Annotated in this window: 15 protein-coding genes; 11 read left to right on the forward strand and 4 right to left on the reverse strand. The window is 65.9% G+C overall.

Going from position 1 to position 13366, the window contains the following annotated elements:
- Window positions 1-4: 4 nt before the first annotated feature.
- Window positions 5-1048: a GGDEF domain-containing protein gene (locus tag GJ698_RS19910; protein ID WP_154359611.1), complete on the reverse strand. Its 1044-nt coding sequence runs from the start codon at window positions 1046-1048 to the stop codon at window positions 5-7.
- Between the two features lie 242 nt (window positions 1049-1290).
- Here GJ698_RS19910 and GJ698_RS19915 point away from each other — a divergent pair, with 242 nt between their 5' ends.
- From GJ698_RS19915 to GJ698_RS19965, 11 genes are all read left to right on the forward strand, one after another.
- Window positions 1291-1491 carry a Flp family type IVb pilin gene (locus GJ698_RS19915; protein ID WP_371865391.1) on the forward strand — a complete coding sequence of 67 codons (201 nt, stop codon included), beginning with the start codon at window positions 1291-1293 and terminating at the stop codon, window positions 1489-1491.
- Window positions 1492-1552: 61 nt separating this feature from the next.
- A complete protein-coding gene (locus GJ698_RS19920) occupies window positions 1553-2083 on the forward strand; it encodes an A24 family peptidase (RefSeq protein ID WP_154359612.1) in 531 nt (176 codons plus the stop codon).
- Between the two features lie 83 nt (window positions 2084-2166).
- The gene (locus GJ698_RS19925) at window positions 2167-3531 is read left to right on the forward strand and encodes a DUF8689 domain-containing protein (protein WP_154359613.1); all 1365 of its coding nucleotides are present in this window, start codon (window positions 2167-2169) and stop codon (window positions 3529-3531) included.
- Window positions 3528-4358 (forward strand): Flp pilus assembly protein CpaB, encoded by an 831-nt coding sequence (gene cpaB, locus GJ698_RS19930; protein WP_154359614.1) that lies wholly within the window; start codon window positions 3528-3530, stop codon window positions 4356-4358. The genes GJ698_RS19925 and cpaB overlap by 4 nt, the downstream gene beginning before the upstream one ends.
- Window positions 4359-4365: 7 nt before the next feature.
- On the forward strand, window positions 4366-5817 hold the full coding sequence (locus tag GJ698_RS19935) for a type II and III secretion system protein family protein (RefSeq protein ID WP_154359615.1): 1452 nt from the start codon (window positions 4366-4368) through the stop codon (window positions 5815-5817).
- 13 nt (window positions 5818-5830) lie between these two features.
- Window positions 5831-6085, forward strand: a complete 255-nt coding sequence (locus GJ698_RS19940; protein WP_154359616.1) for a hypothetical protein — start codon at window positions 5831-5833, stop codon at window positions 6083-6085.
- Window positions 6082-7254: a CpaE/TadZ family protein gene (locus tag GJ698_RS19945; protein ID WP_154359617.1), complete on the forward strand. Its 1173-nt coding sequence runs from the start codon at window positions 6082-6084 to the stop codon at window positions 7252-7254. The genes GJ698_RS19940 and GJ698_RS19945 overlap by 4 nt, the downstream gene beginning before the upstream one ends.
- Before the next feature lies 1 nt (window position 7255).
- Window positions 7256-8602 (forward strand): TadA family conjugal transfer-associated ATPase, encoded by a 1347-nt coding sequence (locus GJ698_RS19950; RefSeq protein WP_154359618.1) that lies wholly within the window; start codon window positions 7256-7258, stop codon window positions 8600-8602.
- Window positions 8603-8606: 4 nt separating this feature from the next.
- Window positions 8607-9584: a type II secretion system F family protein gene (locus tag GJ698_RS19955; RefSeq protein ID WP_154359619.1), complete on the forward strand. Its 978-nt coding sequence runs from the start codon at window positions 8607-8609 to the stop codon at window positions 9582-9584.
- Window positions 9585-9595: 11 nt separating this feature from the next.
- Window positions 9596-10522 (forward strand): type II secretion system F family protein, encoded by a 927-nt coding sequence (locus GJ698_RS19960; RefSeq protein WP_154359620.1) that lies wholly within the window; start codon window positions 9596-9598, stop codon window positions 10520-10522.
- A gap of 9 nt (window positions 10523-10531) precedes the next feature.
- A complete protein-coding gene (locus GJ698_RS19965) occupies window positions 10532-11182 on the forward strand; it encodes a LytR C-terminal domain-containing protein (RefSeq protein ID WP_154359621.1) in 651 nt (216 codons plus the stop codon).
- Window positions 11183-11272: 90 nt separating this feature from the next.
- On the opposite strand, the gene GJ698_RS19970 is transcribed toward GJ698_RS19965, so the two are convergent.
- The 3 genes from GJ698_RS19970 to GJ698_RS19980 form a co-directional block, all read right to left on the reverse strand.
- Window positions 11273-12043, reverse strand: coding sequence for a head GIN domain-containing protein (locus GJ698_RS19970; RefSeq protein ID WP_229260085.1), 771 nt, complete (start codon window positions 12041-12043; stop codon window positions 11273-11275).
- Window positions 12044-12066: 23 nt separating this feature from the next.
- A complete protein-coding gene (locus GJ698_RS19975; protein ID WP_154359622.1) occupies window positions 12067-12252 on the reverse strand; it encodes a hypothetical protein in 186 nt (61 codons plus the stop codon).
- Window positions 12253-12365: 113 nt separating this feature from the next.
- A complete protein-coding gene (locus GJ698_RS19980; RefSeq protein WP_154359623.1) occupies window positions 12366-13268 on the reverse strand; it encodes a LysR family transcriptional regulator in 903 nt (300 codons plus the stop codon).
- Between the last annotated feature and the right edge of the window lie 98 nt (window positions 13269-13366).

The following is a 13366-nucleotide window of genomic DNA, read 5'->3' on the forward strand; positions in this document are numbered from 1 at the left end:
CGGCCTAGAAGAATTCGGCGGTATCGTTGGATTCGATGGCCTGCAGCAGGCCGCCGCTGACCAGTTCGTCGTAGTGGCACACCAGGTTGCGGCCATGGCTCTTGGCGTAGTACAGCGCCTGGTCGGCATGGCCGAGAATGATCACCGGCGCTTCCAGCGCGCTGATGCTGACAAAGCCCACGCTCACCGTCACCTTGCCCACTTGCGGGAAGTCATGCGCCGCCACGTTCATGCGGAAGCGTTCGATGATTTTCTTGGCGTTGTCCAGCGTGGCCGAACGCAGCAGCACGACGAATTCCTCGCCGCCGAAACGGAACACGCGGTCCTGCGCGCGGAATGACGAGGTCAGCAGGTTGGCGATCAGGATCAGCACCTCGTCGCCGTACAAATGGCCGAAGCGGTCGTTGACGTGCTTGAAGTGGTCGACGTCGACCACCGCCAGCCATTGCTTTTCTTCCTCGCCGTGGGCGCGGCGCTCCGGTTCGCCCGGCAGCGTCAGCGCGTCCTGCTCGGTGCTGGCGGCCAGCATCTTGGACAGCTGGTCGTCGAAGGTCTTGCGGTTGAGCAGGCCGGTCAGCGAATCGCGTTCGCTGTAGTCGAGCAGATTCTGGAAATTGCGGTAGACACTGACGATGCCGCCAATGACGTGGATGGTTTCCTTGGTGTACGGCGTTGGATTGACGATTTCCAGGCAGGTATCGGCCTTGTCGCCCAGCCAGATCGGCAGCCACAAGGTGTGCTCGTCGGCTTCGTTGGCGATGTCGGCGCCCGACTCGTGACGGGCGATGCACTGCGCCAGCGCCGGGTAGCGTTCCACCGGGTCGCCGGGATGCTGCTGGTCGGAGGTGTCGACCATGTGCGCAGCTTCGCCGTGACGAATCACGGCGCGCGGACGGACGAACACCTTCCCTCTGACAGTTGCCAGGGTCAGCACACGGACCTGACTGGCGCGAGCAAGCTCCTGCACCGCTGAAATCACCGAGATGTCGAGCATCGTGTGATCGCGGTGACCGGTCATGTCCACCATGTGTTTCAGTAGGGAGTCCATTTGCCTTTCCAAAGAACAGCTAAGCAGGATAATAGCTTTTTGCAATCGAAGCAATTCTTGTGTGCGAAAAAAAACTTCCTTTCATGAAGAATGCGACCTTTTTCCGACATTCGCCACTTCACCTCTTCATCATAGACTAAAAAAGATTCCGCACGGAAAACTTGCGTGACGTCAACTCCCATAAAAATGCGGTCCGTATAGTGGTACGCAATGGTGCGGACAGCAAGGCGCCAGAGGCCTTTATGAACCAACCCAAGGAGTACGACATGAACTCGCTGATGGCAGTAGCAAAAGAGTTTGCGCGCGACGAGGACGGTATCACGGCAATCGAGTACGGCCTGATCGCGGCGACCATGGTGGCCGCCGTGGTCGCCGCGTTCGGCGTGCTGGGACCGGCGCTGAAAACCGCGTTTGACGCGATTGCGCTTCAAATCAAAGGGTAGCAGGCAGTAGCAGGCTTTCCAGCCGCAGTCAGGCTGGAAAGCCTTTCCATGGAGAAACCTCATGCTGAACGCCATCGAAGTAATCCTGATCTGTCTGGTCGCGCAGGCGGCGCTGACCGATCTGGCGGTGCGCAAGATTCCCAATGTGCTGGTGCTGAGCGGCTTGCTGCTGGCGCTGATCCTGCACCTGTTGAGCAGCCCGCCCTGGGCGCCGCTGTCGCAGTGGCTGGCCGGCATCGTTGCCGGCTTTTTTTTATTTCTGCCGCTGTACCTGCTGCGCGGCATGGCCGCCGGCGACGTCAAGCTGATGGCGATGGTGGGCGGCTTCAGCGGGCCGGCGCTGGCGCTGCAGATCGCCGTGCTGTCCTACCTGATCGGCGGCGTGATGGCGCTGCTGATGCTGGGCGTGAGCGGCCGCTGGCGCGACAGCGCGCGCAATCTGGCGCAGATCTGCAAGCCCTTGCTGCTGCGCCTGTTCGGCATGCCGCTGCTGCCGGTGCCGCTGGCGCCCAGCGCCAGTGTCGGCGGCGTTCCGTACGGCGTGGCGATCGCGCTCGGCACTGTTGGTGTGGTTGCCTGGACGCATCATTGACTAGTGCTTGCTGCAAGTCAATGTCCCTCGGGCAAGTGCTGGATAGACTGCTTTCCATACCGAACGTACCTCGCGGAGATAACATGCTTGCCCTGGAACCACCATCCCCCTACACCCAGCTGCTGGACGCCGAGCCGGATGCGCCGTTGCCGCCGCAACCCAAGTCGGTGCGCGACACCGGCCTGACGCAGCAGCTGATCGTGGAGCTGATCGCCAAAGCGCTGTACCTGGGCGGCAAAAGCCATCTGCCGGTGCTGACCACCAGGCTGCACCTGTCGATCAACGTGCTGCGCGAGGTGCTGGACTTCATGGTGACCGAGCACGTGGCGGAAGTGGCGTGGCGCGGCGAGTCGGACCTCGACGTCCAGTACCAGCTGACCGGCGCCGGCAAGCAGCGCGCCGCCGCGTGGCTGGAGCGCAGTCCCTACGCCGGCCCGGCGCCGGTGACGCTGGAAGCCTATCGCGCCATGGTCGAGCGCCAGGCGCTGCATGCGCCGCAGCCGTGCGCCGATGAACTGGCGGCCGAATTCGCCGACGATTTCCTGGCGCCGCCGGTGCAGCGCATGCTGGGCGCCGCCATGTTCGCCGGCCGCAGCGTGCTGCTGTACGGTCCCTCGGGCAGCGGCAAGTCGATGCTGGCGCGCCGCCTGGGCGCCTTGCAGCAAGGCCTGGTGGCGGTGCCGCATGCGCTGGTGGTGGGGCAGGACATCGTGCAGGTTTATGATCCAGCGGTGCACCGCGCGCCGCCATCGCACCAGCAGCGCCAGATGCGGCAGACGCCGGAGCGGCGCAGCAGCGATCCACGCTGGATGCTGTGCCAGCGCCCGGTGGTGGCGCTGGACGCCTCGCTGGATGCCGAGATGCTGGACCTGCAGCCGGATGCGGCCAGCGGCTGCTATCGCGCGCCGCCGCAGCTGAAGGCCAACAACGGCCTGCTGATCGTCGATGACCTGGGCCGCCAGCGCCTGCCGGCCGGCGAGCTGCTGAACCGCTTCGCGCAGGCGCAGGAACTGGAGCGCAGCGCCCTGTCGCTGGCGGGCGGCTATCACTTCCAGGTGCCGTGCCGCATGCGGCTGGTGTTCGCCACCAGCCTGCCGCCGTCGTCGCTGCTGGATGAGGCGGCGTTGCGTCGTGTCGGCTACAAGATTCCGGTCGAAGCGCTGAGTGCCGCCAACTACCGCACGCTGTTCCGCCAGCAGTGCCTGAGCATGGGCGTGGTGTACGACGAAGCCGGCCTGCGCTACCTGCTTGACGAGCTGCATGCGGGCTGCGGACTGCCGCTGCTGGCCTGCTACCCGCGCGAGATCATCGCCCGGGTGGCGGACTTCGCCGGCTTCATGGGCGAACCGGCGCGCATCTCGGTCGCGACGCTGGACCAGGCCTGGATCAGCATGTTCGCCGGCGGCCAGCCGCGCGCCGACGACGACATCGAGGCCCGGATAGCATGAAGAACCGGCGCGCACTGCTGATGATGGCGTTGGCCGTCGTGTTCGGGCTGGCGGCGGTGGCGCTGGCCTCGCGCTGGCTGCTGCGGCAGACGCCGGGCGGCGCCAACAAGATCATCGTGGCGGCGACCGACGTCAGCCTTGGCCAGCGCCTGACGCCGGAGATGCTCAAGCAGATCGAATGGCCGGCCGACAGCCTGCCGCGCGGGGCGCTGAACGACAGCAGCAAACTGGTGGGACGCGTATTGAAAAGCAGCGTGCTGCGCGACGAGCCGCTGAGCGAAGCCAAGCTGGCGCCGGCCGGCACGCTGGGCGGCCTGTCGGCGCTGATCGCCGAAGGCAAGCGCGCCATCACGGTGCGCGTGAATGATGTGGTGGGCGTGGCCGGCTTCGCGCTGCCGGGGAATTTTGTCGACATCATCGTCAACACCCAGTCCAACGACAGCGCCATTTCCAAGATCGTGCTGGAACGGATACTGGTGCTGGCCGTGGCGCAGGAAGTCGGACGCGACGAGACCAAGCCACGCGTGGTCAACGCCGTGACGCTGGAGGTGACGCCGGCGCAGGCCGAGAACCTGGACCTGGCGCGCAGCGTCGGCAGCCTGTCGCTGGTGCTGTGCAATCAGGTGGATCCGCGTCCCGGCACCACGGAGGGCGCCACCAAGGGCACGCTGCTTGGCGCTCGTGCGCAACCGGCCGTGCCGCCGGCGCCAGCCGCCGAAGCACCGGCGCCGGCCAGGCCACGGGTACAGGTCGCAACCGCCGCGCCGCGTGCGCGGTCTTGCGTAGGCGTGATCGCGGGCGTGCAGCGCACGCAGGAATGCCTGTGAGCGCGCCATGGACTTCCGCCACCACGCCTGGGCGCTGTCGCTGGCCGCCGCGCTTGCGCTGACGCCGGCCGCACCGCTGCGGGCCGCCGTGCCCGCGTCCGCGCTGGCGTCACCGTCTGGCGAGATCACCGGCTTGCGCTGCACGGGCCAGGCGGCGCAGCCGGGCAGCCTGCCGCTGCAACTGGGGAAGTCCACGCTGGTGCGCATGCCGGAGGCGGTGCAGGCGCGCAGCGTCGGCAATCCGGCCGTGCTGCAGGCGATGCTGGTGGCGCCGGACACGCTGTACGTGGTGGGCGTCGACATCGGCAGCAGCAATATGATCGTGCAGGGTCGCAGCGGCTTGTGCAACGTGATCGAAGTGGTGGTCGGCATCGATCCCACCGCCTTGCAGCAGGCGCTGGCCGCGCTGCTGCCGGAGCAGAAGGACATCCAGGTCAGCGCCGCCGGCGATACCCTGGTCCTCAGCGGCACCGTCGACGACGCACCCACCGCCGCACGCGTGCTGGAGCTGGCCACCGCCTTTGTGCGCCGTCCGGCGCAGGCGCTGGACGGCGCCAGGCGCGAGGACGCAACGTCCATGCAGAACGCCAGCGCCGTCGCCGCGCAGGCCAGCACGCGCATCGTCAACTTCCTCAACATCGGCGCGCCGCAGCAGGTGATGCTGGAGGTGAAAATCGCCGAAGTCTCCAAGTCGTTGCTGGAAAGCCTGGAAGCGAATGTGGCGCTGAGCTTCGGCGGCGGCAGCTGGGCCGGTGCGCTGAACACCAGCTTTGTCAGCGGCACGCTGAAAGGCCTGCTCAATATCGGCAAGCCCGGCGGCCGCCAGGCCGGCATCGCCGCCGACAAGCAGGATGCGCTGGTGCGCATGCTGGCCGAACCGACGGTGATGGCGATCAGCGGCCAGGAAGGCAGCTTCCTGGCCGGCGGCCGCATCTTCATTCCGGTCGCGCAGGACAACAACAAGATCACGCTGGAGGAAAAGGAGTTCGGCGTCGGCCTGCGCTTCACACCCACCGTGCTGGCCGGCGGCCGCATCAACCTGCGTGTGGCGCCGGAAGTGTCCGAGATTTCGCGCGAAGGCATCGGCATCTCCGCATCCGGCATTTCCGGCACGTCGATCCTGCCGCTGTTCACCACGCGCCGCGCCGCCACCACGGTTGAACTGTTCGACGGCCAAAGCTTCGCCATCGGCGGGCTGATAAAAAACAGCGCCACTTCCAGCATCCACGGCCTGCCCGTGCTGGGCGAAGTGCCGATTCTGGGGGCGCTGTTCCGCAGCACAGACTTCCAGCAGGACCGCACCGAGCTGCTGTTTGTCGTCACCCCCCGCTTGGTGCGCCCGCTGCCGGCCGGCTACCGGCTGCCGACGGATGGCGTGACATTGCCCAGCCGCGCTGGCCTGTTCCTTGGCGGCCGGCAGGAAGGTCCGCCGCCGGAGCCGGGTACGGAACGCAAATAACCAGGGAACCATCATGCGCCATCTTTTGATCCTGCTGGCGGGGGGCACGCTGTGCGCCTGCGCCGGCACCACGCCAACATTCGACAGCCGCTTCGGCATCGACACGCGCCTGACGCTGGCGCAGCAGATCCTGCATCCGGACGCCGGCGCCAACACCGATCCGGTGGCCGGCATGGACGGCCGCAGCGCGCGTGCCGCCTACGAGCGCTATCAGAAAGCCAGCGGCGAGCAGCCGCAGGCGCCCATCATGAGCGGGAGCGCCAAATGAAAGCGCTGATGGTCAGCAAGGACAGCCTGCTGCACGCCGAGATCGCCGCACAAGGCTCGGCGCGCATGCCGGCGGTGCAGCTGGTGGCGTCGCGCAACGGCCTGCGCGACGCCGTCGAACGCCAACTGCCGGAAATGCCGGAGCTGGTGGTGCTGGACGCCAGCGACATCGCGGCCGAGGAGGGCGAGCTGGTCGAACGCCTGAGCAAGCAATATCCCGCCGCCTCCTTCATGCTGCTGACCCGCGATCCGCAACAGGATCTGCTGATACGCGCGATGCGCGCCGGCATGCGCGAGGTGCTGCAACTGCCGTTGGTACACCGCGCCTTCCACGAGGCCATGGACCGCATCGAAGTGGCGGCGGGCCTGAGTCCTGTCCGCGAAGGCAAGGTGCTGGCCTTCATCTCCTGCAAGGGCGGCAGCGGCGCGACCTTTTTGTCGACCAATTTCGGTTTCGCGCTGGCGGCGCTGGCAGACAAGAAGGTGCTGCTGATCGACCTGCATGGTCAGTTCGGCGACGCCACGCTGTACGTCTCCGACCAGAAGCCGGCAATGACGCTGTCCGACATCTGCGCGCAGATCAGCCGCATGGACGGCGCCTTCCTCGATTCCTGCCTGGTGCACGTGGCCTCCAACTTCGGCGTGCTGGCGGCGGCGGACGATCCGAACCGCACCGTCGACATGAAGCCCGAGCACATGGACAGCATCCTGCGCGTGGCGCGCCAGCACTACGACTTCGTGATTCTCGACGTGGGCCGGCAGATCGACGCCATTTCGCTGCGCGCGCTGGACCAGGCGGACACCATTTACCCGGTGCTGCAATTGGCGCTGCCGGACATCCGCGACGGCCGCCGCCTGCTCGACATTTTCCGTTCGCTTGGTTATCCGAGCGAGCGCACGCGCCTGATTGTCAACCGCTACGAGAAGGGCGGCAAGCTACGGCTGATGGACCTGGAGCAGGCGCTGGGCGCCGACGTGGTGCACACGGTACCCAACGATTACCTGTCGGCGACGGACTCGGTCAACCAGGGCATACCGGTATTGCAGCTGTCGCGCAGCAGCGCGGTGGCGCGCAGCCTGGCGGAACTGGTGGGGCTGGTGGCGGCGCGCCGCGTCGCCGAGAGCAAGGGCCTGTTCGACCGCATCTTCGGCCGCAATGATGGAGGATGAGATGAGCTTACGCGAACGCCTGTCGAACGCAGACGAGGGCCGCAACACCGGCAACGGCCCGCCGGGCCTGGCCGCTGCCGCCTACCAGGAACTGAAGAAGAGCATGCACCAGACCATCCTGGACCGCATCGACCTGGAACGCTTGAAGCGCCTGACGCCGGAGCAGTTCAAGCACGAGCTGGCGCTGCTGGTCCAGCGCATCATCGAGGAAGAACGCATCGTGCTTAATCAGCACGAGCGGCACAACCTGGTGCTCGATATCCAGCACGAGATGCTGGGCTTCGGGCCGCTGGAGCCGCTGCTGGCCGATCCCGGCGTGTCGGACATCCTGGTGAATACGGCGGCCAGGGTGTACGTCGAACGCGCCGGCAAGCTGGAACTGACCGAAGTCGCCTTCAACGACAACGCGCACCTGATGAAGATCATCGAGAAGATCGTCTCGCGCGTGGGGCGGCGCGTGGACGAATCCAGTCCGATGGTGGATGCGCGCCTGCCGGATGGTTCGCGCGTCAACGCCATCATTCCACCGCTGGCGATCGATGGGCCGATACTGTCGATCCGCCGCTTTGCCGTCAACCCCCTTAGCATCGAGAACCTGCTGGAATACCGCAGTCTGACGCCGCCGATGGTGCAGGTGCTGCAGGCGCTGGCGCAGGCCAAGATCAACATTCTGGTCTCCGGCGGCACCGGCTCGGGCAAGACCACTTTGCTGAACGTGCTGTCGGGCTTCATTCCCGCGCACGAGCGCATCGTCACCATCGAGGATGCGGCGGAGCTGGCGCTGCGCCAGCCGCATGTGGTGCGGCTGGAGACGCGTCCGCCCAACATCGAGGGCAAGGGCGAAGTGAACCAGCGTTCGCTGGTGCGCAATGCGCTGCGCATGCGGCCGGACCGCATTATCCTCGGCGAGGTGCGCGGGCCGGAGGCGCTGGACATGCTGCAGGCGATGAACACCGGCCACGAAGGTTCGCTGGCCACCATCCACTCCAACACGCCGCGCGACGCCTTGTCGCGGCTGGAGAACATGGTTGGCATGGCCGGTGTGAACCTGACGCCGCGCGCTACGCGCCAGCAGATCTGCTCCGCCGTCACGGTGGTGATGCAGGTATCGCGGTTGACGGATGGCGCGCGCAAGCTGGTCAGCCTGCAGGAGGTCACCGGCATGGAGGGCGACGTGATCGCCATGCACGAGATTTTCCGCTTCGAGCAGAAGGGCGTGGATGCGCGCGGCGCGGTGCAGGGCAGCTTCTACGCCACCGGCGTGCGGCCGCGCTTTGCCGACCGCCTGCGCATGTTCGGCGTGGCGGTGCCGGACAGCGTGTTCGATCCGGACAAGATCTACGAGTGACGCCATGGACAGTATCTTCACCGCTTTCGCCGTGCTGCTTTTTGCGGCCGTGATCCTGATGCTGGAAGGCGCCTGGCTGTGGTGGTCCGGCGCGCATGGCCGCGCCGCGCGCCGCATCGCCAAGCGTTTGCGGCTGATGGCGGCTGCCGGCGAGGGCGGCATCGAACGTGTCGACATTCTCAAGCGCCGCAGCTACAGCAGCAATCCGGCACTGGAAAAGCAGTTGCGCCGCATCGCCAGGCTGGCGTCACTGGACCGGCTGTTGATGCAGGCCGGCGTGCGCTGGTCGGTGGCGCAATTTCTCGGCGGCGCGCTGGCGATGGTGCTGGCCGGCCTGCTGCTGCCGCAGATGATGGGCATGCCGTTGCTGCCGGCCGCCGGCGCCTTGGCGCTGGTCGCCAGTGTGCCGTGGCTGCTGCTGTTGCGCATACGCGGCGCGCGCCTGCGCAAGCTGGAAGAGCAGTTGCCGGAGGCGGCGGATTTCCTTGCGCGCGCGCTGCGCGCCGGCCACTCCTTCGCCAACGTGATGCAAATGGTCGGCGAAGAGCTGCCCGATCCCATCGCCGCCGAATTCAAGTTCGCCTACGAGGAAATCAACTATGGCGTGCCGATGAACGAAGCCTTGCACAACCTGGCGCTGCGCGTGCCGCTGACGGACTTGCGTTATCTGGTGATCGCGGTGCTGATACAGCGCGAATCGGGCAGCAATCTGGCCGAGGTGTTCGGCAGCATCAGCCGCTTGATCCGCTCGCGTCTTAAGCTGCTGGCGCAGGTGCGGGTGATGTCCGCCGAAGGCCGCATGTCGGCCTGGATACTGGGCCTGCTGCCGCTGGGCGTGATGCTGTTGATGACGCTCTCCAATCCGGCCTATGTGGGCGTGCTGTGGACCGATCCGATCGGCGTCAGGTTGATGTGGTATGCGTTTGCTGTCGCGATGTTCGGCGTGCTGTGGATGCGCAAGCTGATACGCATCCGCGTGTGAAGGAGAATGGCATGGATGGATCGCAGATTCTGTTCCTGGCGATTGTGTTCCTGGTGGCTGCCGGCGTGGCGGTGGCGGCGTTGATGGTGTTTTCGCCGATCGCTTTGCGCGAGCGCCTGAGCGACGTGGTGGAACACACGGAGACGGCGCCCGATCCGGCGGCTGGCGGCTGGGTGGAGAAGGTGGCGCAGGCGGCGCAGCCGTTTTCCCGCCTGTCGCTGCCGGAGCAGGGCTGGGAAAGGTCGCCGCTGCGCACCCGCTTCATGAACGCCGGCTGGCGCAGCGCGTCGGCGCCGTCGCTGTATTTCGCCGCCAAGACGCTGCTGGCGCTGGGCTTGCCCGCTGCGCTGGCGCTGTGCGGCGCATTCACGCTGGAGTCGGCGCACAAGCTGTTCATGTACCTGTTGCTGCTGGTGGCGGGCATCGGCTATTACCTGCCGAATGCGGTGCTGTCGCACATGGCGGCGGCGCGCTGCCGCGAAATTTTCGAGAACTTCCCCGATGCGCTGGACCTGCTGACCGTGTGCGTGGAGGCGGGCCTGAGCCTGGAGCGCGCGCTGGCCAAGGTGGCGGGCGAGATTCACATCAAGAGTCTGGCGCTGGCGCAGGAGCTGCAACTGGCGCTGATGGAGATGCGCGCCGGCTTCACCAAGGAGCGCGCCTTGCGCAACCTGGCCTTGCGCAGCGGCGTGGAGGATGTCGATACGCTGGTGGCGATGCTGATCCAGTCGGAGCGCTTCGGCACCAGCATGGGCGATTCGCTGCGCATCCACTCCGACAACCTGCGCAGCAAGCGCAGCGTGCTGGCCGAGGAAGCCGCCGCCAAGATCGCGTTGAAGTTGCTGTTCCCGCTGATCTTCTGCATTTTCCCAACGCTGATGCTGGTGCTGATCGGGCCTGCGGGCATCCAGGTCTTTCGCATGATGCAGGCGCACTAGGAGATCAGGATGAACAAGCTGCTCATCACCACATCCCTGCTGCTGGCGGCATGCAGCGGCGCGCGCGCACCGGCGCCAGTGGACGATCCGATCACGCCGCTGGAGCAGGCGTGCCTGCGCGAGCCGCTTGACCCGGCCAGGTGGGAACAGCTGGCGGCGGCGCTGTCGGCGGCCGGAGAGCGCGAACGCGCGGCCACCATGTATCTGCAAGCGGCATCGCTGCGCCGGCACGATGTGCGGCAGGACTATACGATCGTGAAGCAGGCGCGCGACGAAGCCGCCGCCGACATGCCGCGCACGCAAATCAAACGTCTTGGCCCTGCACTGGTGGAAGTGCAGCGGATTGCGGCCGGCGCCAGCGAAACGGCGGCGCCAACGTCCATGCCGCTGCGGCTTGAGATCAGCAACGGCAACGGTGTCGCCGGCGCCGCCGCGCGGCTGGCGCGCCTGCTGGAAGCGGATGGCGTGAAGACGGTACGCCTGTCGAACCTGCGGCCCTTCGTGGTGCCGCTCAGCCGCATCGAATATCCGCGCGCGCAGCAGGCGACAGCGCAGGCGCTAAGCAAGCGGCTTGGCCTGCCGCTGCAACAGCGTAGCGGCGGACCGGCCTACGCCGACATGCGCATCGTGCTCGGTCACGACATCCGCGTTCTGAAATAAAAAAACCGTCCAGGAGGGATCGCCTTCCGGACGGTGAAAAACACACCCATGTGTTTCCTGCTGTGCCGGCGTGTCACGCCGGCGCATTCCTTACTGCCAGCTCACGCTGCCCATGCCGCGAGCGCTGGCGTTACGACTGCTTGGGTTGCCGTACACCTTGGCCGAACCCATGCCGGTTAATTTCAAATTGGCGCTGGTCTTCGCATACACCGTGGCGCTGCCGAGGCCCGTCATGTTGACATCGATGGCGTCGGCGCGCAGCTGTTCCGCGTCCAGGCTGCCCACGCCGCCGAGGCTGGCGTGCAGTTGTTTGGCTTGGCCGATGATCTCGATCCGTCCAGCGCCGTTCAGTTGCAGCTCGACGTTATCGCTGTTGCCGCCGTTGACGGTCATGCCGCCCACGCCACCCAGCCGTACGTCGAGATTGCGATACTGTGCGTCGACCTTCACCGAGCCGGCACCTTCCAGTGCCAGGCGCAGATTGTCGCCGCTAAAACCACTGACTTCGGTGGCGCCCACGCCGCCGGAGGTCAACGCGCGCAGTGTCGGCAGCGTCAGCTCGGCGCGCAGTTCGCGCTTGTTGCCAAAGTTAATCGTGTTCATTTTCCTGGTGCCGATGTGCAGCGTGTCGCCGCTTTGTTCGACCACCACTTTCTTGATCGCTTCCGGTTCGCCGTAGATCGTCAGCGCCGCGACCGGACCTTGCCTGACCTTGATGCTGATCACGCCGTCCAGTTCCACCTTGACGGTGCGCGCATCGACGCTGCGGCTCTCGCTGATGCTGTCGTCGGCCAGGGCGGCGTGTGCGCCGCTGCTCAGTGCCGCCGCCAGCATCGCGGCCTTCAGGTATTTTTTCATCATGCGCTCCGTCGTGGTCGGTGGAATTACAGGGCTGCTTTTTCTTCAGCGGTCAGGCGCTTGGCGGTGACGGTCACGGTAGGCATCGTGGTCGCTTGTGCTTTGACAGCGATGACGGCCGGTGCTTCGACGGCGGCGGTGGCGAAGGAAGTAGCGCTGGCGATGACGATGGCGGCTACGAAGATGGCTTCCATGTTTTTTGCGATGTTCATTTTGAGCTCCTTGTGGGTGGTTAGTTCGTTGCGTTGAGTGAACTATAGACAAGGGCTAACCGTCCATCCACCGGGATGTGACGAACTGCAAAAAACGGGGGACAGGATGCGTTTTAAGGGTGCGAATCCGCGCCGCACAGCAGGTGTCCGCTGGCGGCGTACACGCCGGACAGCCAGGCGGACACGGTTTTGAAGCGGGCGATGGTGCCGGCGTCGCGATGGCTCAGCAGCCAGATGTCGCGCAGCACTTCGACCTTGGCGCCGATGCGCTGCAGCCCTTCCTGCTCGCCCATGATGCAGGGCAGGAGCGCCATGCCGACGCCGGCGCGGCAGGCGCGCACCATCGTGCTCAGACTGTTGACCTTGAGGACTTTGCGCGGCTGCGGATTCATGCCGGCCAGCCACTGCATCTCGGCGGTGCCGCCCAGCACATCGTCATAGGCGATCCACGGCTGCGTGCCCCAGCAGGCGCGCGGCGTGTCGGCGAACTTGCGGTGACCGTAGACAGCGAAGCCGAGCTCGCCCAGCTTGCGCATCACCAGCGCCGCATCCTCGCCGGGCTTGCCCAGGCGCAGGGCGAAGTCGGCTTCGCGGCGGGTGAAGGAGAGATTCTGGTTTTCCGCCTGCAGCGTCAGTTGCAAGTGCGGATGCTGGGCGTGCAGGGCGGGCACGTGGTCCAGCAGCCAGTAGTCGAACAGGAAATCGATGGAGGTGATGTTGACCGGCCCGGCGGTGGCGTCGGCTTCCTGCGACGAGGCGTGCAGCATGCTCTGCACGTTGTCGTACACCGCTTCGCCGTGCTCGACGAAGACCTGGCCGGCGTCGGTCAGCTGGTAGCCGGTGTTATCGCGGATAAACAGGCGCAGCTTCAGCGCTTTTTCGGCGGCGGCGATGCGGCGGCTGATGGTCGATGCGTCCACGCCCAGCTGGCGGCCGGTGGCGCTCATGCTGCCGCTGCGGGCGAGTGCGAGGATCAGCGGGATGTCGTTCCAGTCGAAGTCGTTGCTAGTTGGCATATCGGGGGCTGCATTTTTGCAAAGTGGCCTTGCAGTGTTGTCTGTTCCGCAAAGTTTGGACGAGGTCTAAGATGCATTCCATCGCAGCTGCAGAACGA

Source organism: Duganella aquatilis, from assembly GCF_009674565.1.
Classification (GTDB): Bacteria; Pseudomonadota; Gammaproteobacteria; order Burkholderiales; family Burkholderiaceae_D; genus Rugamonas; species Rugamonas aquatilis.